17 protein-coding genes are annotated in these 19692 nt (G+C 66.5%); 9 read left to right on the top strand and 8 right to left on the bottom strand.

Annotated elements, in window-relative coordinates:
• Positions 1-461 precede the first annotated feature (461 nt).
• From ACEQZD_RS05070 to gloB, 7 genes are all read right to left on the bottom strand, one after another.
• Positions 462-1268 (bottom strand): enoyl-ACP reductase, encoded by an 807-nt coding sequence (locus tag ACEQZD_RS05070; RefSeq protein ID WP_142949887.1) that lies wholly within the window; start codon positions 1266-1268, stop codon positions 462-464.
• A gap of 76 nt (positions 1269-1344) precedes the next feature.
• The gene (locus ACEQZD_RS05065) at positions 1345-2982 is read right to left on the bottom strand and encodes an ABC transporter ATP-binding protein (RefSeq protein WP_370184379.1); all 1638 of its coding nucleotides are present in this window, start codon (positions 2980-2982) and stop codon (positions 1345-1347) included.
• Positions 2966-4003: an ABC transporter permease gene (locus tag ACEQZD_RS05060; protein WP_142949885.1), complete on the bottom strand. Its 1038-nt coding sequence runs from the start codon at positions 4001-4003 to the stop codon at positions 2966-2968. The genes ACEQZD_RS05065 and ACEQZD_RS05060 overlap by 17 nt, the downstream gene beginning before the upstream one ends.
• On the bottom strand, positions 4003-5085 hold the full coding sequence (locus tag ACEQZD_RS05055; protein ID WP_142949884.1) for a microcin C ABC transporter permease YejB: 1083 nt from the start codon (positions 5083-5085) through the stop codon (positions 4003-4005). Before ACEQZD_RS05055 ends, ACEQZD_RS05060 begins: the two co-directional genes overlap by 1 nt.
• Positions 5085-6881, bottom strand: a complete 1797-nt coding sequence (locus ACEQZD_RS05050) for an extracellular solute-binding protein (RefSeq protein ID WP_255442628.1) — start codon at positions 6879-6881, stop codon at positions 5085-5087. The genes ACEQZD_RS05055 and ACEQZD_RS05050 overlap by 1 nt, the downstream gene beginning before the upstream one ends.
• A 150-nt stretch (positions 6882-7031) precedes the next feature.
• On the bottom strand, positions 7032-8558 hold the full coding sequence (locus ACEQZD_RS05045; RefSeq protein ID WP_255442626.1) for a LysM peptidoglycan-binding domain-containing protein: 1527 nt from the start codon (positions 8556-8558) through the stop codon (positions 7032-7034).
• Between the two features lie 157 nt (positions 8559-8715).
• The gene (gene gloB, locus ACEQZD_RS05040; RefSeq protein ID WP_142949881.1) at positions 8716-9489 is read right to left on the bottom strand and encodes a hydroxyacylglutathione hydrolase; all 774 of its coding nucleotides are present in this window, start codon (positions 9487-9489) and stop codon (positions 8716-8718) included.
• A 65-nt stretch (positions 9490-9554) separates the two neighbouring features.
• On the opposite strand from gloB, the gene ACEQZD_RS05035 reads away from it, so the two are divergent.
• The 3 genes from ACEQZD_RS05035 to dnaQ are packed head-to-tail and all read left to right on the top strand — an operon-like array spanning position 9555 to position 11527.
• The gene (locus ACEQZD_RS05035; protein ID WP_142949880.1) at positions 9555-10361 is read left to right on the top strand and encodes a class I SAM-dependent methyltransferase; all 807 of its coding nucleotides are present in this window, start codon (positions 9555-9557) and stop codon (positions 10359-10361) included.
• A gap of 6 nt (positions 10362-10367) precedes the next feature.
• Positions 10368-10811, top strand: a complete 444-nt coding sequence (gene rnhA, locus ACEQZD_RS05030) for a ribonuclease HI (protein ID WP_142949879.1) — start codon at positions 10368-10370, stop codon at positions 10809-10811.
• Complete coding sequence (gene dnaQ / locus ACEQZD_RS05025; RefSeq protein ID WP_142949878.1) at positions 10808-11527, top strand: DNA polymerase III subunit epsilon; 720 nt, start codon at positions 10808-10810, stop codon at positions 11525-11527. The genes rnhA and dnaQ overlap by 4 nt, the downstream gene beginning before the upstream one ends.
• 25 nt (positions 11528-11552) lie before the next feature.
• On the opposite strand, the gene nhaB is transcribed toward dnaQ, so the two are convergent.
• Complete coding sequence (gene nhaB / locus ACEQZD_RS05020) at positions 11553-13145, bottom strand: sodium/proton antiporter NhaB (protein WP_142949877.1); 1593 nt, start codon at positions 13143-13145, stop codon at positions 11553-11555.
• A gap of 251 nt (positions 13146-13396) precedes the next feature.
• On the opposite strand from nhaB, the gene ACEQZD_RS05015 reads away from it, so the two are divergent.
• The 6 genes from ACEQZD_RS05015 to ACEQZD_RS04990 are packed head-to-tail and all read left to right on the top strand — an operon-like array spanning position 13397 to position 19683.
• Positions 13397-15079 carry a hypothetical protein gene (locus ACEQZD_RS05015; RefSeq protein ID WP_142949876.1) on the top strand — a complete coding sequence of 561 codons (1683 nt, stop codon included), beginning with the start codon at positions 13397-13399 and terminating at the stop codon, positions 15077-15079.
• Positions 15072-15911, top strand: coding sequence for an NAD(+) diphosphatase (gene nudC, locus ACEQZD_RS05010; protein WP_370184375.1), 840 nt, complete (start codon positions 15072-15074; stop codon positions 15909-15911). The genes ACEQZD_RS05015 and nudC overlap by 8 nt, the downstream gene beginning before the upstream one ends.
• Positions 15912-15925: 14 nt before the next feature.
• The gene (locus ACEQZD_RS05005; RefSeq protein WP_142949874.1) at positions 15926-16576 is read left to right on the top strand and encodes a hypothetical protein; all 651 of its coding nucleotides are present in this window, start codon (positions 15926-15928) and stop codon (positions 16574-16576) included.
• A gap of 40 nt (positions 16577-16616) precedes the next feature.
• Positions 16617-17669: a protease SohB gene (sohB, locus tag ACEQZD_RS05000; protein ID WP_221929778.1), complete on the top strand. Its 1053-nt coding sequence runs from the start codon at positions 16617-16619 to the stop codon at positions 17667-17669.
• A gap of 41 nt (positions 17670-17710) precedes the next feature.
• Entirely contained in the window at positions 17711-18703 is a 993-nt protein-coding gene (locus tag ACEQZD_RS04995) for a YhdH/YhfP family quinone oxidoreductase (protein WP_142949873.1), read from the top strand.
• Between the two features lie 17 nt (positions 18704-18720).
• Positions 18721-19683 carry a zinc transporter ZntB gene (locus ACEQZD_RS04990; protein WP_142949872.1) on the top strand — a complete coding sequence of 321 codons (963 nt, stop codon included), beginning with the start codon at positions 18721-18723 and terminating at the stop codon, positions 19681-19683.
• Positions 19684-19692 lie beyond the last annotated feature (9 nt).

Below are 19692 nucleotides of genomic sequence, written 5' to 3'. Positions count from 1 at the left end.
TGCGGGAGCGGGCCTTGTGGGAGCTTGCTTGCAAGCGAAAGGCCGGCAAAGCCGGCCGGCAGGATACCAGAGACCTGGGTTCTCCGATGTCCGGTGCTCCGTATCGGAGACGCGGGGCAATGGTGAGGCCTTCCGGGCCCGCTCAAGCCATCCCTGGCCGCTGTTAGTTTGGCCAGCCCTGGCCAAACAGCTCCCTCCCGGCCTCACCATTGCCCCGCTCACTTGGCAGCGGCACCGCCACGGGTCATAACACCACTGGACCCTCCAGGGAGGGCAAGCTTGGAAATTTCCAAGGAGCGCCGGGATCGGGTGGGCTTTCTGGAGAGAAAGGTCTCTGGAATCCTGCCGGCAAGCTCCGCTTGCCTTTCGCGGGCTTGGCCCGCTCCTACCAGACCCCCTCCCGCTGAACGAAAAAACCCGCCATTTCGGCGGGCTTTTCGGTGGGGCTTGGCGAGGGGAAATCAGCTCTCTTCGCCGGGCTCCTCGAACGGCATGGAGACCGTGGCGGCGCCGCCGTCCACGTAGGTGATCTCGGAACTGATGCCGGAGGCCAGGTCCGAGCACAGGAAGGCGGCGGTGTTGCCCACCTCCTCGATGGTCACGTTGCGGCGCAGCGGCGCCTTGGCGGCGTTGTAGTCCAGCATGCTGCGGAATTTCTTGATCCCGGACGCGGCCAGGGTGCGAATCGGGCCGGCGGAAATGCCGTTCACGCGGGTGCCTTCCGGGCCCAGGCTGGACGCCAGATAGCGCACCGACGCCTCCAGGCTGGCCTTGGCCAGGCCCATCACGTTGTAGTTGGGCACGGTTTGCCGGGAGGCGTGGTAGGTGAGGGTGAGCAGGGCGCCGTTGCGGCCCTTCATCAGCGGGCGGGCCGCCTGGGCCAGGGCCACGAAGCTGTAGGAGGAAATCTCGTGGGCGATGCGGAAACCTTCGCGGGTGGCCACGTCGGCGAAGTTGCCGTCCAGCTCGTTGCCCGGGGCGAAGCCCACCGCGTGGACCACGCCGTCGAGGCCGTCCCACTGCTTGCCGAGCCCTTCGAATACCTGCTGGATCTGCTCATCGGAGGCCACGTCGCAGGGAAAGCACAGCGCCTCGTTGCTGCCGTAGCGCTCGGCGGCTTTCAGCACCCGGCTTTTCAGTTTGTCGTTCTGGTAGGTAAAGGCCAGCTCGGCACCTTCGCGGTGCATGGCTTCGGCGATACCGGTGGCGATCGACCGGTCACTGGCGACGCCGACAATCAGAAATCGCTTACCTGCGAGAAAACCCATGATATGTCCTCGATTCGACGGTTCGGTGTGGCCCTAGTATAGGGAAATGGCAAGGGGGTGAAAGACGCCCCGGAATTCAATGTGCAACCGCTTGTTTCTCGCCGCCGGCGTTGACGGTGCGGTTGTAGGCGGCGTCGATCAGGCGCCGTGTGTAGGCCTGCTGGGGCTCACGGAACACCCGCTCGGTGTCGCCGTGCTCCACCACCTGGCCGTGGCGCATGACCAGCAGCCGGTGGCTGATCGCGCGCACCACCTTGAGGTCGTGGCTGATGAACAGGTAGCTGAGGCCGTGGCGGCGCTGCAGGGTTTTCAGCAGCTCCAGCACCTGGGCCTGCACGCTGCGGTCGAGCGCCGAGGTGGGCTCGTCGAGGATCAACAAATCCGGCTCCACGATCAGCGCCCGGGCGATGGCGATGCGCTGGCGCTGGCCGCCGGAGAATTCGTGCGGATAGCGCTCGGCGGCGTCCGCCGGCAGGCCCACTTCCTCGAGCAGGGCGTGGGTGCGCTCCGCCCGCTGGGCGGCGTTCAGGTCTTTGTGGTGCACGCGCAGGCCCTCGTCCACGGCGCGGCCCACGCTGAGGCGCGGGTTAAGGCTGCCGAACGGGTCCTGGAACACCACCTGCATATGGCGGCGCCAGGGGCGCAGGGCGGCGCCGCTGAGGCGGTCCAGCGGCTGATCCAGCAGCCTCACCGTGCCGGCGGCGGGGATCAGCCGCAGCCGGGCCAGCGCCAGGGTCGATTTGCCGGAGCCGGATTCGCCCACCACGCCCAGGGTTTCGCCCCGGCGCAGGGTCAGAGACAGGTCGTCCACCGCCGCCAGCGGCGCGGCGCGGCCGAACCAGCCCCGGCGCGGGCCTTTGAAGTGCACCGACAGGCCCTGGGCGTTGAGCAGCTCCGGGGCCTCGTCGGTCAGCGGCTCCGGGTGGCCGGCGGGCTCCGCCGCCAGCAGGTGGCGGGTGTAATCGTGTTCCGGCTGCTCCAGCACCCGCGCGGTGGCGCCGGTTTCGACGATGCGCCCCTGGTGCATCACCGCCACGTCGTCGGCGTAGCGGGCCACCAGGCCCAGGTCGTGGCTGATCAGCAGAATGCCCAGATTGCGCTCGCGCTGCAGGCGCCGCAGCAGGTCCAGGATGGTTTCCTGGATGGTCACGTCCAGGGCGGTGGTGGGCTCGTCGGCGATCAGCAGGGCCGGGTCGTTGGCCAACGCCATGGCGATCATCACCCGCTGACGCTGGCCGCCGCTGAGCTGATGCGGGTAGCGCTGCAGCATGTCCTCGGTGGCGGGCAGCTCCACCTGTTCCAGCAGATTCAGGCAACGCTGCCGGATGGCGGCGCGCCCCAGGCCCTGATGAATGCGCATCGCCTCGCCGATCTGCCGCTCCACGCGGTGCAGTGGGTTGAGCGCGGTGAGCGGCTCCTGAAAGATGGTGCCGATACGGCCGCCGCGCAGCGCCCGGCGGCGATCGGCGGGCCAGTCCAGGATGTTGTCGCCGTCCAGCTCGATGGCGGCGGCACGGCGCCCGGCGCCGCCCGGCAGCAGATCCAGCACCGACATGGCGGTGAGCGACTTGCCGGAACCGGATTCGCCCACCAGGGCCAGGGTGCGCCCGGCGTCCACGCTCAGGCTCACCCGGTCCACCGCCGGCCGGGCCGGGTCGTCGAACCAGACGCTCAGGTCGTCCAGGCGCAGCAGATGTCTAGGCAGCGGCGTCATTGTATTTCCTCGGATCGAAAGCGTCGCGTACCGCCTCGCCGGCGAACACCAGCAGCGAGAGCATCACCGCCAGGGTGACGAAGGCGCTCAAGCCCAGCCAGGGGGCGTGCAGGTTGGCCTTGCCCTGACCCAGCAGCTCCCCCAGCGACGGCGAGCCCGGCGGCAGGCCGAAGCCGATGAAGTCCAGCGAGGTGAGCAGGATCACCGACGCGTTGAGCACGAACGGCAGGTAGGTGAGGGTGGCCACCATGGCGTTGGGCAGCATGTGCCGGAACAGAATCACCGGGGTGCGCACCCCCATGGCCTGGGCGGCGCGCACGTACTCCAGGTTGCGGCAGCGCAGGAATTCGGCGCGCACCAGATCCACCAGGGTCATCCACGAGAACAGCAGCATGATCGCCAGCAGGACCCAGAATCCGGGCACCACGAAACTGGAGATCACGATGATCAGGTAGAGAATCGGCATGCTCGACCAGATTTCCACGAAGCGCTGGCCGCCCAGGTCCAGCCAGCCGCCGTAGTAACCCTGCACCGCGCCCACCACGATGCCGATCAGGCTGGACGTGACGGTCAGGATCAGGCCGAACAGCACCGACAGGCGGAAGCCGTAAATCAGGCGGGCCAGCACGTCCCGGCCCTGGTCGTCGGTGCCCAGCCAGTTTTCCGCCGAGGGGGGCGCCGGCGCCGGCACGGTGAGCTCGTAGTTGATGGTGTCGTGGCTGTAGCGGATCGGCGGCCACAGCATCCAGCCGTCGTCCTCGATCAGCTCCGCCACATAGGGGTCGCGGTAGTTGGCTTCGGTTTCGAACAGGCCGCCGAAGGTGGTTTCCGGGTAGGTCTTGAACACCGGGAAATAGAGGTCGCCCTGGTACTGCACCATGATCGGCCTGTCGTTGGCGACGAATTCCGCCCCCAGGCTGACCACGAACAGCACCAGGAACAGGCCCAGCGACCAGAAGCCACGGCGGTTGCGACGGAAGGCGCGCCACTGGCGCCGCCAGATCGGATTGCCGCTGCCCATCAGCGTGCCCTCCGCTCAAAGTCGATACGCGGGTCCACCCACATATAGGTCAGGTCCGAAATCAGCTTCAGCAGCATGCCGATCAGCGTGAAGATGAACAGGGTGCCGAACACCACCGGGTAATCCCGGTTGATCACCGATTCGAAGCCGAGCAGGCCCAGCCCGTCCAGCGAGAAGATGTACTCGATCAGCAGCACGCCGGTGAAGAACATGCCGACGAAGGCGGCCGGGAAGCCGGCGATGATGATCAGCATGGCGTTACGGAACACATGGCCGTAGAGCACGCCGTTCTCATCCAATCCCTTGGCGCGGGCGGTCTGCACGTATTGCTTGCTGATCTCGTCAAGAAAGGAGTTCTTGGTGAGCATGGTCAGGGTGGCGAAGTTGCCGATCACGATGGCCAGGGTGGGCAGCGTGATGTGGTGCAGGTAATCCAGCGCCTGGCGCCACCAGGGCAGTTGATCGAAATTGTCCGAAGTCAGCCCGCGCAGCGGAAACCACTCCCAGTAGGAGCCGCCGGCGAACAGCACCACCAGCAGAATGGCGATCAGAAAGCTGGGGATCGCATAGCCGACGATGATCGCGGTGCTGCTCCACACGTCGAAGCGGCTGCCGTCGCGCACCGCCTTTTTGATGCCCAGCGGCACCGCCACCAGATAAGTGATCAGCGTGCTCCACAGCCCCAGGGAGATGGACACCGGCAGGCGTTCGGCGATCAGGGTGCTGACGTCCTTGTCGCGGTAGTAGGATTCGCCGAAGTCGAAGGTCAGATAGCGTTTGATCATCAGCCAGAAACGTTCCGGCGCCGGCTTGTCGAAGCCGTAGAGCTTTTCGATACGCTCGAGCAGCTCCGGCGGCATCCCCCGTGAGCCCCGGTAGTCGCCGCCGCCGCTGTTGACCAGATCCTGGGTGGTGCCGGCGAAACCGCCGCCGGCGCCGCCTCCGCCGATGCCCTGCAGCTGGGCGATGGCTTTCTCCACCGGGCCGCCGGGGGCCGCCTGCACGATCACGAAGTTAAGCAGCAGAATGCCCAGCAGGGTGGGCACGATCAGCAGCAGCCGCTTGAGAATATAGATCAGCATTATTGCGCGCTTTTATCCCACCAGAGTTCGGTGGCGCCGTCGAAGCCCACATAGGGCGGCAGCGGCGGATGGGCGAGCCGTGACTGATAGGCGAAGCGGTGGTAATCCAGATACCAGTTGGGCACCACGTAGAAGCCCCACTGCAGCGCCCGGTCCAGGGCGCGGGTGCGGGTGACCAGCTGCTCCCGGGTGTTGGCGGCGATCACCTTGCTGACCAGCTCATCGATGGCCGGATTGCTGACGCCGGCGTAGTTCTGGCTGCTTTCTCGCTCGGCGGCGGCGGAGCCCCAGTAGCCGCGCTGCTCGTTGCCGGGGGAGGGCGACTGGCCCCAGCCGCCGACCATCATGTCGAAATTGAAATTACGCACCCGCTGCACGTACTGCGACTGGTCCACGCGCACCACGTCCGCGTCGATACCCAGGGTCTTCAGGTTGCGCGCGTAGGGCAGCACGATGCGCTCGAAGGCCGGCTGGTAGAGCAGGAATTCAAAGCTCACCGGCTCGCCGTCCGGGGTGTGCAGCTTGCCGTCCTTGACCTGGTAGCCGGCGTCCTTGAGCAGGGCCTGGGCCTGGCGCAGATTGTCACGGGGGCGGCCGGAGCCGTCCGACACCGGCGGCTGGTAGGCCTCGGTGAACACCCGCGGCGGCAGGTCTTCGCGCAGCGGTTTCAGCAGTGCCAGCTCTTTCTCGTCGGGCAGGCCGGTGGCGGCCAGCTCGGAATTCTGGAAGTAGCTGCGGGTCCGCTTGTACTGACCGTAGAACAGATTCTTGTTGGACCACTCAAAATCAAAGGCGTAGGTCATCGCCTCGCGCAGCACCGGGTCCTGGAACAGCGGGCGGCGGGTATTGAAAATAAAGCCCTGCATGCCGGCCGGGTTCTGGTGGGTCACCTCTTCGGTGATGATCTCGCCGTCGCGGAACGCCTCGCCGGTGTAGGCGGTGGCCCAGTACTTGGAATTGTTTTCCGAGCGCCAGTCGTAGTCGCCGCGCTTGAACGCTTCCAGCGCCACGGTCTGGTCCAGATAGTATTCGTAGATGATGCGGCCGAAATTATGGTGCCCCCGGTTCACCGGCAGGTCCTTGGCCCAGTAGTCGTCGCGGCGCTGGTAGACGACCCGCTTGCCGGCCTTGAAGCTGTCCACCTTATAGGGTCCGGAACCGGGCGGCGGCACCAGATTGGCGTCGTCGAAGGGTTTGTCGTCCCAGTAATGCTTGGGCATCACCGGCAGCTGGCCGACGATCATCACCAGCTCGCGGTTGTCGCCGGCCTTGAAGCTGAATTTCACCTCGCGCTCGGACAGCGCCTCGACCTTTTCCACGTCACCGTAATAGTAGGCGTAGAAGGGCGCGCCTTTGTCGCGCAGCTGCTTGAAGCTCCACACCACGTCCTCGGCGCGCACCGGATGCCCGTCGGCGAAGCGGGCCTGCTCGCGCAGGGTGAAGGTGACCCAGCTGCGGTCCTCGGGCCATTCCATGGATTCGGCCAGCAACCCGTATTCGGTGAAGGGTTCGTCCTTGCTGCGCACCGTCAGGGTGTCGAACACCAGCCCCTGGGAGCCGGCCGCCGCCTGGCCCTTGGGCAGCCACGGCTGAAAATTATCGAAGCCGCCCACCACGTGCAGGCTCAGGCTGCCGCCCTTGGGGGCGTCCGGCCGGACATAGTCGAAGTGCTTGAAGCCGGCGGGGTATTTGGGGTCGCCGTGCATGGTGATGGCGTGGGAGCGCTGGGTCTCCGCCAGCGCCGGGCCGCTAAACAGGGCGGCAACAAAGAACAAACAGCACACTAAGCAACGCATCGCGCCTTTCATCGTTATTGTGGACTCCTTGGTGGGGTCTTTGGCGTCACCATAGCCCAGGCGATGGGGATCGCCAAATGGCACTGCTTACTGTGACCCGCGCTCGCCGGCCGGGTTCACCGGCGAAGCGGGCCGTCGCGCCTGATCCGCTTAAGGCGCGTTGCGCACATCCACATACAGCGTCAGATTGTCGCCGGGTTGCAGATAGCGGCTTTTCTCCAGGCGGTCATTCCAGTCGCGAATCTGATTCACCGACACGTTAAAGCGGTTGGCGATAGCGTGCAGTGAATCCCCGCGACGCACGGAGTAGCGCACCTTGCGAATCATTTCCTCGCGCTCCTCGGCGCGCACCGTGGCCGCCGGGCCGTCCTCGCGCCACACCGCCAGGGTCTGGCCCACGCGCAGCGGGTCGCCGGGGGCCATATTGTTCCATTTCGCCAGCGCCTGCACGCTGACGTCGTTCTCCCGCGCGATCTGCCACAGCGTGTCCCCGGCCGCGACCCGGTGATCCACGCGCTGGCGCTTGCCGCGCTGCCGGCCCTGGTTGTCCGCCAGCCGCTGGTCGGCGCTCAGTTTGTACTGATCCTGGGAGGGTTCCGGAATCAACAGGGTGCGGCCGGCGATGATGGTGTTGCCGGACAAATCGTTGATGTCGCGGAGCACCGCCGGGGTGGTGCGGTGGGCGCGGGCGATGCGGCTCAGCGAATCGCCGCTGCGAATGGTGTAGCGGTGCCAGCGCATGCGTTCTTCCTGCGGCAGGTCCGCCACCCGCTCGCGGAAGGCGTCGGCGCTGCCCACCGGCACCAGCAGGGTGTGCGGGCCTTCCGGGGCGGTCGCCCAGCGGTTGAACGCCGGATTCAGCAGGTAGAGCTCTTCGGTGGAGATCTCCGCCAGGCTGGCGGCCTGGGCCAGGTCGATCTGGCCGCCCACGTCCACCTCCTCGAAGTAGGGCTGGTCGGCCATCGGGTGCAGGGTGACGCCGTAGCGCCGCGGGTCGCGGACGATCTCCGCCACCGCCAGCAGCTTGGGCACATAGGCGGTGGTTTCGCGGGGCAGGTCCAGGTGCCAGAAATCGGTGGGGCGGCCGGCTTCCTCGTTGCGGCGCCGGGCTCGGGAGACGGTGCCGCCGCCGGCGTTGTAGGACGCCAGGGCCAGCAGCCAGTCGCCGTCGAAGCGCTCGGAAAGCTGCTGCAGGTAGTCCAGGGCGGCGCGGGTGGACAGGGTGATGTCGCGCCGGCCGTCGTACCACCAGGTCTGGTCGAGCCCGAAATACTTGCCGGTGGACGGAATGAACTGCCAGGGGCCGGCGGCGCGGCCGTGGGAGTAGGCGAACGGGTCGAAGGCGCTTTCCACCACCGGCAGCATCACCAGCTCCAGCGGCATGTCGCGGCGCTCCGCTTCCTCGACGATAAAGTGCAGATAGCGCTCGGCGCGCTCCGTGACGCGGGTGAAATAGCTCGGGTGCCGGGCGTACCACTTGCGCTGCAGGCGCACGCGCTCCCGGTCCTGATGCAGGTCCAGCGCATAGCCGTCGCGAATCCGCGCCCACAGATCCTGCTGCGTGCTTTCTTCCTGGTCGGCGGCGGGCTCAACCGGTTCCGGTTCCGGCATGCCGTTGGCGAGCCCCGGGTCTTTGACGGAGGGCTCCGCCGGCGGCATGGGAGGCAGGTCGTCCACCTCGGGTTTCGTGGCACAAGCGCCTACCATCAGCGCGAGCCCCAGGGCTGCACAACCAAGAAGTTTATTCATAACAATAATATACGATTCGAATTTTAAGTTGATTCTAGGCAGGGGCGGCGATCCCGGCAAGGAGAAATCGCCGCCGGACCGCGCTTCAGGCGGAGTCCTTCCAGCGGCGCAGGGCCGCGAAACTGTCCACGTTGGTTTCCGGCGCTTCCCCGAAACGGGCTTCGCAGGCCTGGCGCAGTTGCGGGTCCGCCGCGCGCAGAAACGGGTTGGTGCGCTTCTCCTCGCCGATGGTGGAGGGCACCGTGATGCGGTCCTGCTCGCGCAGGGCGCTGACCCGGGCGAGCCGGTCGCTTACCGCCGGGTCCTCGGGGGATACGGTCGCCGCGAAGCGCAGGTTGGCCAGGGTGTACTCATGGGCGCAGAACACCTGGGTGTCCTCGGGCAGGCCGGCCAGCCGCGTCAGGGAGTGGTGCATCTGCTCCGGGGTGCCTTCGAACAGCCGCCCGCAGCCGCCGGCGAACAGGGTGTCGCCGCAGAACAGCCAGCCCTGGCGGGGGGCGTAGAAAGCAATGTGCCCCAGGGTGTGGCCGGGCACTTCCATTACGTCCAGTTCCAGGTCCGGCGTGGCCAGACGAACGCGGTCGCCGTCGCCCAGCGGGTGGTCCATTTCCGGAATGGTTTCCCGGGCCGGGCCGTACACCGGAATATCCCGATCCCGGCACAGGGCGGAAACCCCGCCCACGTGATCCGGGTGGTGATGGGTAATCAGCAGCGCGCTCAGGGTCAGGCCCTGGTCGCTCAGCCAGGCCTCCACCGGGGCGGCGTCGCCCGGGTCCACGATCACGCATTGATCGCCGTCGCGAATCGCCCAAATGTAGTTGTCATTGAAGGCCGGGATGGCCGTAGGGGCTTGCAGCATGACGTGTTACCCTTCGCTTGAATGCTTGGATGTAACCCTACAGTTCCAAGGGAGAAATGTCAGCGATGCAGTTACCCCCGCTGTCGAGATCACCGTTCCGCCGCCAGCCGGCGGACATGCTGGAACGGTTCAATGAGTGGCAGGACACCCAGGCCGGCCAGGCGGTGCTGGAGGCGGAACGCGCCATCGTCGCCGAATGGACCCCCCGGCTGGTGGGCCAGCGCGCGGTGGAAGTCAGCGGCGGCCGTTGCCAGGACATGCTGCGCGACATTCGTCTGCCGTGGCGCTGTTCGGTGACACCGATGCCGGTGGAAGGCGGGCGCCAGGCCACCAGCCGGGTGGCCCTGGAAGCCTGCCCGCAGTCGCTGCCGATCGCCAAGAACAGCGTCGACGTGGTGCTGCTGCACCATTGTCTGGAATTCCACGACGCCCCCCATCAGGTGCTGCGCGAGGCGGCCCGCTGCGTGGCCCCGGGCGGCGTGCTCGCGGTGGTCGGCTTCCACCCCCTGAGCATTATGGGGCTGGCGCGCTGGTTCCGGCGCGGCGGCCAGCGGCCCGGCTGGAACGGCCGCTATTTCCGTCCTTACCGGGTCAGCGACTGGCTGAACGTGCTGGGTTTTGAAGTGGAGGGCGTGGCCAGCGGGTTCTACAATCTGCCCGTCGGCGACCGGGGCCGCGCCCGTTTGCGCTGGCTGGACTGGCTGGGGCGGCGCTTCTGGTGGCGCAACGGCGGCGTGTATCTGCTGGTGGCCCGCAAACGCGCCGCCATGATGCGTCCCTTGCCGGCGACCGCCGGCTTCAGCCGCCAGCAGGGCCCCACGGTGGTATCGGTGCCGGTGGCGCGCTGGCGACAACAACGAAATACGGAGTAACGGCTTTTGAAGCAGGTGGATATTTTTACCGACGGCGCCTGCCGTGGTAACCCGGGCCCCGGGGGATGGGGCGCGATCTTGCGTTACGGCGACAAGGAAAAGGAACTGTTCGGCGGCGAGCCCCATACCACCAACAACCGCATGGAGCTGATGGCCGCGATCCAGGCCCTGGAAGCGCTCAAGGACCCCTGCGAGGTCAATCTGACCACCGACTCCCAGTATGTCCGCAAGGGCATTACCGAGTGGCTGGCCAACTGGAAAAAGCGCAACTGGCAAACCGCCGCCAAGAAGCCGGTGGTCAACAAGGACCTCTGGCAGCGCCTGGAGACCGCCGCCGAACGGCACCGGGTCAAATGGCACTGGGTGCGCGGCCACAGCGGCCACAGCGAGAATGAGCGCGCCGACCGGCTCGCCAACCGGGGTATCGACGAAGCGGAGATCGGCGCATGAGACAGATCGTTCTGGATACCGAGACCACCGGCCTGGACCCGCTGTCCGGGCACCGGATCATCGAAATCGGCTGCGTGGAGCTGCGCAACCGGCGGCTCACCGGCAACAACCTGCACCTGTACATCAACCCGGAGCGGGATATCGATGAGGGCGCCCTGGAGGTGCACGGCATTACCCGGGAGTTCCTCGCCGACAAGCCCACCTTCGAGCAGATCGCCGAAGAGTTCATGACCTTCGTGGACGGCGCCGAGCTGGTGATTCACAACGCGCCGTTCGACGTCGGGTTCCTCGACCACGAATTGCGGCGCCTGGGCGGCAAATGGGGCGCCGTCGCCGAACGCTGCCGGATTCTGGATACCCTGAAAATGGCCCGGGATCTGCACCCGGGCCAGAAGAACAGCCTGGACGCGCTATGCCGCCGTTACGATGTGGAGAACGCCCACCGGGAGCTGCACGGCGCGCTGCTGGACGCGGAGATTCTCGCCGACGTCTACCTGGCGATGACCGGCGGCCAGACCAAGCTGTCCCTGGGCGGCGCGGACGCCGGCGAGCAGGGCAGCGAGCAGGCCGAAGCGATTCGCCGCCTGACGGCGGACCGGCCGCGTCTGGCGGTGGTGCGGGCCTCGGACACGGACCTGGAGCGCCACCGCAAGAAGCTGGAAGCGATGGCCGAGAGCCGGGGTCAGATGACCCTGTGGCAGGAACTGGAGCAGTAACCGCCGCCGGCGGCGAGCCGCGCCCTTAGTGGGCGGAAGGCTCGGCGTCCATTTTCAGATCGCTGGGCTCGTGGTGGGTGATCCAGCCGTGCTCGTACATATACTCGGTGGCGGGCTCGAGAAGCGTGGCGGTCATGATCAGACCGGTCAGCGTCATGACGATGGTGTAGGGCAGGGCCATGATCACCATGCGGCCGTAGGACAGCCGCACCAGCGGCGCCAGGGCGGAGGTGAGCAGGAACAGGAACGCCGCCTGCCCGTTGGGGGTGGCCACCGAAGGAATATTGGTGCCGGTGTTGATCGCCACCGCCAGCAGATCGAAGGTGTCCCGGTCGATTTCCCCGTTGACCAGCGCCTTGGCCACCTCGTCCACGTACACCGAGGCCACGAACACGTTGTCCGACACCGCCGACAGCACGCCGTTGGCCATATAGAAGGCGGAGCCCTGGACGCCGCGGTCGAGGCTCAGCACATAGTCGATCACCGGGGTGAACAGCTGCTGGTCGGCGATCACCGCCACCACCGCGAAGAACACGGTGAGCAGGGCGGCGAACGGCAGCGCCTCCTCGAACGCCTGGCCCAGGCGGTGCTCCTCGATGATGCCGCAGAACGCGGTGGCGAGAATAATCACGCTCAGACCCACCAGACCCACGGACGCGGCGTGGGTGGCGAGCCCCACCACCAGCCACAGCGCGATGAAGCCCTGCACCACCAGATTGACCTTGTCCCGGGTGGTGCGGCGGTCGTCCTGCTCGCGGGCGTACTGGCGCATGATCCCCTCGACCTTCTCGGGAATCTCCTCGCCGTAGCCGAAGCTGCCGCTCCATTCCAGAAACAGGCAGGTGAGCAGGCCCATGGCCAGCACCGGCAGGCTCACCGGCGCCATGCGCAGGAAGAACTCGCCGAACTCCCACTGCGCCTTGGTGGCGATCAGCAGGTTCTGGGGCTCGCCCACCAGGGTGCAGACGCCGCCCAGGGCGGTGCCCACGGCGGCGTGCATCAGCAGGCTGCGCAGGAAGGCGCGGAAACGGCGCAGGTCTTCCCGGTGCAGATCCTCCACCGTGGTGTCGTCGCCGTGGTCGTGCTTTTGCTGGAAGGTCTTGCCCGACGCCACCTTGTGGTAGATGCCGAAGAAGCCGGTGCACACCGCGATCACCACCGCGGTCACGGTCAGCGCGTCCAGGAACGCGGACAGGAAGGCCGCCGCCAGGGCGAACAGCAGGCTCAGGCGGATCTTCGATTTCACGCCCAGCAGAATGCGGGTAAAGGTATATAGAAGAAGGTCCTTCAGGAAGAAGATGCCCGCCACCATGAAAATCAACAGCAGCAGCACTTCCAGGTTGCCTTCGACTTTATGCAGGACCGTATCCGGCGAGGTGAGGCCGATCAGCAGGGCTTCGATCGCCAGCAGGCCGCCCGGCTGCAGCGGGTAGCACTTTAGCGCCATGGCCAGGGTGAAGATAAACTCCGCCAGCAACAGCCAGCCTGCCGTTGCTTCGCCCAGGGTCCAGGCGACCAGCGGGTTGATCAGCAAAAACACCACGATGGTGTACTTGTACCAGGCGGGGGCTTGCCCCAGGAAATTCTGACCGAAGGCGCGGCCGAACTGGGCGTACATGGCACTACTTCCTGCTAAATGTAAGGAGAACGGATGGGCGGCGCAATCATAAGCACTTCCGATGCCGGGGTACAGTCGGCGAGCCGGGGGATGAACGTCTTCACGCCACGGCGGAAACCGGCGCCGGCCTGTGTGCCCGTTAACAATATGCCGCCAAATCAGTTGCTTACGTTTGAAAGTTGACGCATTGTTGAACGCCGTGAGAAAGTTCAAAACGCTTTTAATAATCAGCAGGGGTTTCCGGAGAGTTCATGGTCGCCATCACCAACACCACCTCCCTGACGTTTCTCAAGGAGTCCATCGACGCCACGTTGAGCGAGGCGGAAGCCAGCCTTGAGGCGTTCGCCGAGGAGCGGGACGAGGGAACCTCGCTGGATCGTTGCGGTGAAGCCTTTCACCAATTGCGCGGCATCTCGCAGATGCTGGAGCTGTCGGCGGCCACCCTGATGAGCGAGGAAATGGAACTGGCCGTGGAAGGCCTCAAGCGCCATGGCGGCCGGGCGCTGGTGCAGGCCCTGGGCAACGCCATCGTACTGCTGGGTCGCTATTTCGAGTACGTCCAGCTCAAGGACCGCACCCTGCCCGAAATGCTGATCGGCGGCATCAACGAACTGCGCCGCGCCGGCGGCAAGCCGCTGATCCAGGAAAGCCATTTCTTCAGCGTCGACCTGTCGCGGGCGCGCAGCCCGGAGCCGGAGGAGGGCGACCCCGCCGCGCTGCTGTCACAGGGGCGGCGCCTGCGTCATATGTACCAGGTCGGCCTGCTGGGGCTGCTGCGCGGCGATAACCGCGACGCGCACCTGCGGCTGATGGCGCGGGCCCTGGCCCGGGTCGACAATCTCTGCGGCCGCTGCGCCAACAGCCGCTTCTGGTGGGTGGCGCGGGCCGCCACCGAATCCCTGGCCGAAGACCGCATGGTGATCACGCCGGCGCGCAAGGCGCTGCTGGCGCAGTACGACCGGCAACTGAAGAAGCTGGTCTACGACGGCGAGCGGGCCCTGGCCCAGGAAGCGCCGCTGCTGCTGATCAAGGAAAGCCTGTACCTGGCCAGTCTCGGCTCCGGGACCGGCACCGCCGCCGCCGAGGTGCGCGGCGTGTTCGGGCTGGAGCGCGGCGTCAGCGACACCGTGCTGCAGAGCGAGCTGGCGTTGATGGCCGGCGCCCGGGGTTCGGTGATCCGCTCGGTGGCGGGCGCGCTCAAGGACGAAATCAACCAGGTGAAGGAAACCCTGGATCTGGCCTCCCAGGGCGTGGCGGACACCGACTACGCCGGCGTCGCCGGCGGTCTGCGCCGGATCGCCAGCACCCTGGAAATGGTCAGCAAGGAGCACGAAGCCAACCTGCTGCGCGAGCGCGCCGACAAGGTGGCCGACTGGCCCTCGGACGTGGACGCGGACAGCCCGGATTTCCACGCCCTGGTGGACGACCTGCTGGCCGCCGAGAACACCGTGGCCAGCCTGGAACGCAGCCTGGCGCCCTCCGACGATGTGCGCCGGGACGCCACCAACACACGTATTTCCCTCTACCAGCTCGACGACGCCCGCATGACCGTGGTGGGTGAGTGCCGGGCCGGGCTGGCGCTTGCCAAACGGTCGCTGGCCAGCTACATGGAGAACAACTGGGACCCCATGCACCTGACCAATCTGCCCGGCACCTTCGCCAGTGTCTCCGGCGGCCTGATGTTCCTGGAGCTGGAGCGGGCATGCGCGGTGATCCGCGCCTGCCGCACCCACATCGAAACCCGTCTGATCGGCGGTGACGAACCGCCCGGCCAGCCGGCCATGGAGACCCTGGCCGACGCCCTCACCGGGGTCGACTACTATCTGGAAAGCATGGAAGAGCAGAAGCCGATCGGCGAGGGCGTGCTGGACGTGTCCGAGCAGGCGATGGCGGAGCTGGGCTACCCGCTGGCGGAGCGAGGCACGAATGGATAATGACTTTTTTCCCATGGACCTGTCCGCGCCGGAGCCCCACGACGCCGACGAGGCCTGGCTGTTCGTGATCCACGACCAGCAGCTGTGCGTGGACACCGACCAGGCGCCGGCGCCGGGCCTTCCCCGCACACCGTCGTTTCTGCTGCGCGGCCACCCGGATTACCGCTTTATCGGCCTGCTGCACGGCGAACCCTGCTATGTGTGCCGCCAGGCGGACCATGAGCTGGCGGACCGGCCGCTTTACCCGATGCCCCTGCGGGAACTGATGGGGCACCTGGACGAGACCCAGTTCACCATGGCGGCGCGCGCCCTGCAGGTGATCAGCTGGCGCCAGAACCATCGCTTCTGCAGCCGCTGCGGCGCCGAGACCCGGCCCCATCCCACCGAGCTGGCGATGCTGTGCAGCGCCTGCGATTACCGCCAGTACCCGCGCATCACCCCGTGCATCATCGCGCTGGTCACCGACGGTGAATACGCTCTGCTGGGGCACTCCGCCCGTTTCCCGGAAGGCTTCTATTCCTGCCTGGCCGGCTTCATGGAGGCCGGTGAAACCGCCGAGCAGGCGGTGCACCGGGAAATCATGGAAGAGACCGGCGTCCGGGTGAAGGACCTGCGTTATTTCTCCAGCCAGTCCTGGCCGTTCCCGCACTCCCTGATGCTGGGCTTCCACGCCGCCTTCGCCGGCGGCGAGATCCGTATCGACGATGACGAGATCACCGACGCCCGCTGGTTCCACCACACTGAATTGCCGCACATCCCACCGCCGGGCAGCATCGCCCGGACTCTGATCGATCACTGGCGCGGCGCCTGTCAGGCGGCCACCGGTTCCTGAAGGGAGACACCCCGATGAGTTTCAGCGTTGCTCCGTTTCTGATCATGGCCGTGAGCCTGGTCCTGATTCTGGTGGGCGCCTGGATCCTGCTGCGCCAGAAGTGGCTGTGGCAGTGGATCAAGGGCAGCCTGGGCCTGGCGGTGGTGGGCCTGGCGGTCTACCTGGTGCTGGTGGCCCTGAACCTGTACAGCTTCCACGAGCTCACCGAAGAAACGCCGGTGGCCACGGTGAGCTTCCGCGCCATCGGCGAGCAGAGCTACATCGCCACGGTGACCCGCAATGACGGCAGCACCGAGGACTTCCGCCTGAACGGCGACCAGTGGCAACTGGACGCGCGGATCGTCAAATGGAAGACGCCGTTTTCCCTGCTGGGCCTGAAGCCCGGTTACCAGCTGGACCGCATTCAGGGCCGTTACTTCGCCCTTGAGGACGAGCGCTCCAAGGAACGCACCCTGTACAGCCTCAGCCGCGACCCCCTGGGCATGGATATCTGGCGCCAGGCCAGGGAGGGGTGGAGTTTTCTGGTGGATGCGCGCTATGGTAGCGCGGCCTATCTGCCGATGGCGGACGGGGCTATTTTCGAAGTAACCGTGCCGCCCTCCGGGGGCTTGATCGGGCGACCGCTTAACGGCAGCGCTCAGCAGGCCGTGGCGGGCTGGCAATAACCTGGAGCCATGACGGCCCCTGAACAGGTGAGCGTACAAGGTGATCGATTTTCTTTACCAATATGGCATGTTTCTGGCCCAGGTCGTCACCCTCGTGGTGGCGATTTTGGTTGTGATCGGCGGCATCGTTTCGGCGGCGGCCCGTAACCGGCACCGCACCAGCCGCGACGGCGAACTGCGCGTCAAGCACCTCAACGAAGAGTTCGACGACCTGCGCGAAAGCATCGTCGACCAGGTGCTGCCCGAGGCGGAGCGCAAGGCCGAGCACAAGAAAAAGCGCAAGGAAGAGAAGGCCCGCAACAAGCAGCGCAAAAAGGCCGGCGCCGAAGCGAAGAGCAAGCCGCGCATGTTCGTGCTCGATTTCAACGGCGACATTCAGGCCAGCGACGTGGCGCGGCTGCGCCGCGAGATCACCGCGGTGCTGGAAGTGGCCACCGGCGACGACGAAGTGCTGCTGCGCCTGGAGAGCCCCGGCGGTCTGGTGCACAGCTACGGCCTGGCGGCCTCCCAGCTCAAGCGCCTGCGCGGCCGTGGCGTGAAACTGACGGTGGCGGTGGACCAGGTGGCGGCCAGCGGCGGCTACATGATGGCGTGCATCGCCGACCGTATTCTGGCGGCGCCGTTCGCGGTGATCGGCTCCATCGGTGTGGTCGCCCAGGTGCCCAATTTCCACCGGCTGCTGAAGAAGAACGACATCGACGTGGAGTTGATGACCGCCGGCGAATACAAGCGCACCCTGACCATGCTCGGCGAGAACACCGACAAGGGCCGGGAAAAATTCCAGCAGGAGCTGGAAGAGACCCACCAGCTGTTCAAGGGGTTCGTGCGCGAACACCGCCGCACCCTGGACATGGACGCGGTGGCCACCGGCGAGCACTGGTTCGGCACCCGCGCCAAGGAGCTGGGCCTGGTGGACGACATCATGACCAGCGATGAATACCTGCAGGGCCGCAAGGAACACCTGGATCTGTACGAATTGAACTGGGAATACAAGCGCAAGCTGGCCGAGCGTCTGGGCGTGTCCGTGGAGAACGCCGGGGTGCGTCTGATCGACCGGTTCTGGCACCGGGGCAGCCAGCGTCAGTTTCACTAACCCCGGTGGCGACACCGGTGGGCTTTCAACGGAGCGAGGCAATGACTTTCAAGGCACTGATCACCGAGAAAACCGACGACGGCTACCAGAGCCGGGTAGGGGACAAGAACCTGGAAGATCTGCCCGAAGGCGATGTGCTGGTACGCGTCGCCTGGTCGTCCCTGAACTATAAGGACGCGCTGTCCGCCAGCGGCAACAAGGGCGTCACCCGCTCCTTCCCGCACACCCCCGGCATCGACGCCGCCGGCGTGGTGGAGGAGGCCGGCGACGGCCCCTTCAGCGTCGGCGACGCGGTGATCTGCACCGGTTACGACCTGGGCATGAACACCTCCGGCGGCTACGGCGATTACATCCGCGTGCCCGCCGAATGGCTGGCGCCGCTGCCCGCCGGGCTGTCCGCCCGTGACGCCATGGTGCTGGGCACCGCCGGCCTCACCGCCGCGCTCTGCGTGGAAGCGCTGATCGACACCGGTCTGCAGCCGGAGCAGGGCGAGGTGCTGGTCACCGGCGCCACCGGCGGCGTCGGCAGCGTGGCGGTGTCGATCCTCTCCAATCTGGGCTTCAAGGTGGTGGCCGCCACCGGCAAACAGGACGCCCACGACTGGCTGCGTGATCTCGGCGCCGCCGACATCATCGGCCGTGACGCCTTGCTGGAAGGCATCGAGAAGCCGGTGCTCAAGCCGCGCTGGGCCGGGGTGGTCGATTGCGTGGGCGGCGATATTCTGGTCAACGCGCTGAAAAGCCTGCAGTACGGCGGCAGCGCGGCCTGCTGCGGCCTGACCGCCTCGCCCAAGCTGGAAAACGCCACCGTGTTCCCGTTTATCCTGCGCGGCGTCAATCTGCTCGGCGTGGACAGCGTCGAGCTGCCCTGCGAAGTGAAGCAGCAGATGTGGCAATTGCTGGCCAGCGACTGGCGCCCGGCGCTGGACAAGCTGGAGAGCCGCGAAGTCACCCGCGAGCAACTGCCGGACTGCTTCACCGAGATTCTGGCCGGCAAGCTGCGCGGCCGGGTGGTGGTTAAGATCAACCCCTGAGACGGGCACCCTGAATCATGGCCAACGCTCCCTGGGTCAAGCTGGCGCTGCAGTTGAACGGCGCCGGCGGTGCCACGCCCATTTCATTGTCGGCGCCGCTGCCGAGCCAGGGCGGGCCGCTCTGGATCCATCTCGATTACACCGTCGATGAGGCCTATGAGTGGCTGCAAAACCGGCCGGATGTGCCCGTTTCCGTGCTCGAAGCGCTGTTCGCCACCGATACCCGGCCACGGGCGGCGGATGTGGGCGGCGGCCTGCTGATCTACCTGCGCGGCGTCAATCTGGCGCCGGGCGCGCGCCCGGAAGACATGATCGCGGTGCGGTTGTGGATCCGTAACGGCCTGATCATCAGCACCCAGAAACGCCAGCTGCTGACGCTGTCGGAAATCGTCACGGAACTGGAGCAGGGCGAGGGCGCCCGCACCCCGTCGGACCTGGTGAAGCGGCTGGTGGACGGTCTCATCTGGCGCATGGAAGACGTCATCGAGCGCATCGAGGATCAGGTCGGCGACTGCGCCGATCTGCTGGAGACCCGGCCGGACAAGGCGCTCACCCACGAGATCAGCAGCCTGCGCCGCCGGGCGGTGACCCTGCGCCGCTATCTGGCGCCCCAGCGCGAGGCCATCGCGCGCCTGCAGAACGACGCCCGTATCGACCGCGATGACGCCGAGATCATCCGCGAGGCCGGCGAGCGCCTGCAGCGTCTCCTGGAAGATCTGGATGCGGCGCGGGACCACGCCACCTTGCTGCAGGAAGAGGTGTTCTCGGTGCAGAACGAGGCGATCAACGACCGCATGTACCTGCTCGCCATTATCAGCGCGCTGTTCCTGCCGCTGGGCTTTCTGACCGGTCTGTTCGGGATCAATGTGGGCGGGCTGCCCGGGGTCGATAACCCGGAGGCGTTCTGGTGGTTCGCGGGGTCCCTGGTGGTGATCGCCGCCGGCATCCTGGTGTGGATGGCCCGGCGGCGCTGGTTCTGAACAAGCCCG

Source organism: Alloalcanivorax sp., assembly GCF_964221125.1.
GTDB lineage: Bacteria > Pseudomonadota > Gammaproteobacteria > Pseudomonadales > Alcanivoracaceae > Alloalcanivorax > Alloalcanivorax venustensis.
The sequence above is the reverse complement of the archived record's forward strand: the minus strand, read 5'-3'. Positions and strand labels throughout refer to the sequence as shown.

What these genes read in the sequence shown, in the direction of transcription:
- ACEQZD_RS05070 (WP_142949887.1), bottom strand. Translation starts at nt 1,268, where the DNA reads ATGGGTTTTCTCGCAGGTAAGCGATTTCTGATTGTCGGCGTCGCCAGT.
- ACEQZD_RS05065 (WP_370184379.1), bottom strand. Translation starts at nt 2,982, where the DNA reads ATGACGCCGCTGCCTAGACATCTGCTGCGCCTGGACGACCTGAGCGTC.
- ACEQZD_RS05060 (WP_142949885.1), bottom strand. Translation starts at nt 4,003, where the DNA reads ATGGGCAGCGGCAATCCGATCTGGCGGCGCCAGTGGCGCGCCTTCCGT.
- ACEQZD_RS05055 (WP_142949884.1), bottom strand. Translation starts at nt 5,085, where the DNA reads ATGCTGATCTATATTCTCAAGCGGCTGCTGCTGATCGTGCCCACCCTG.
- ACEQZD_RS05050 (WP_255442628.1), bottom strand. Translation starts at nt 6,881, where the DNA reads ATGCGTTGCTTAGTGTGCTGTTTGTTCTTTGTTGCCGCCCTGTTTAGC.
- gloB (WP_142949881.1), bottom strand. Translation starts at nt 9,489, where the DNA reads ATGCTGCAAGCCCCTACGGCCATCCCGGCCTTCAATGACAACTACATT.
- ACEQZD_RS05035 (WP_142949880.1), top strand. Translation starts at nt 9,555, where the DNA reads ATGCAGTTACCCCCGCTGTCGAGATCACCGTTCCGCCGCCAGCCGGCG.
- dnaQ (WP_142949878.1), top strand. Translation starts at nt 10,808, where the DNA reads ATGAGACAGATCGTTCTGGATACCGAGACCACCGGCCTGGACCCGCTG.
- nhaB (WP_142949877.1), bottom strand. Translation starts at nt 13,145, where the DNA reads ATGTACGCCCAGTTCGGCCGCGCCTTCGGTCAGAATTTCCTGGGGCAA.
- ACEQZD_RS05015 (WP_142949876.1), top strand. Translation starts at nt 13,397, where the DNA reads ATGGTCGCCATCACCAACACCACCTCCCTGACGTTTCTCAAGGAGTCC.
- nudC (WP_370184375.1), top strand. Translation starts at nt 15,072, where the DNA reads ATGGATAATGACTTTTTTCCCATGGACCTGTCCGCGCCGGAGCCCCAC.
- ACEQZD_RS05005 (WP_142949874.1), top strand. Translation starts at nt 15,926, where the DNA reads ATGAGTTTCAGCGTTGCTCCGTTTCTGATCATGGCCGTGAGCCTGGTC.
- ACEQZD_RS04995 (WP_142949873.1), top strand. Translation starts at nt 17,711, where the DNA reads ATGACTTTCAAGGCACTGATCACCGAGAAAACCGACGACGGCTACCAG.
- ACEQZD_RS04990 (WP_142949872.1), top strand. Translation starts at nt 18,721, where the DNA reads ATGGCCAACGCTCCCTGGGTCAAGCTGGCGCTGCAGTTGAACGGCGCC.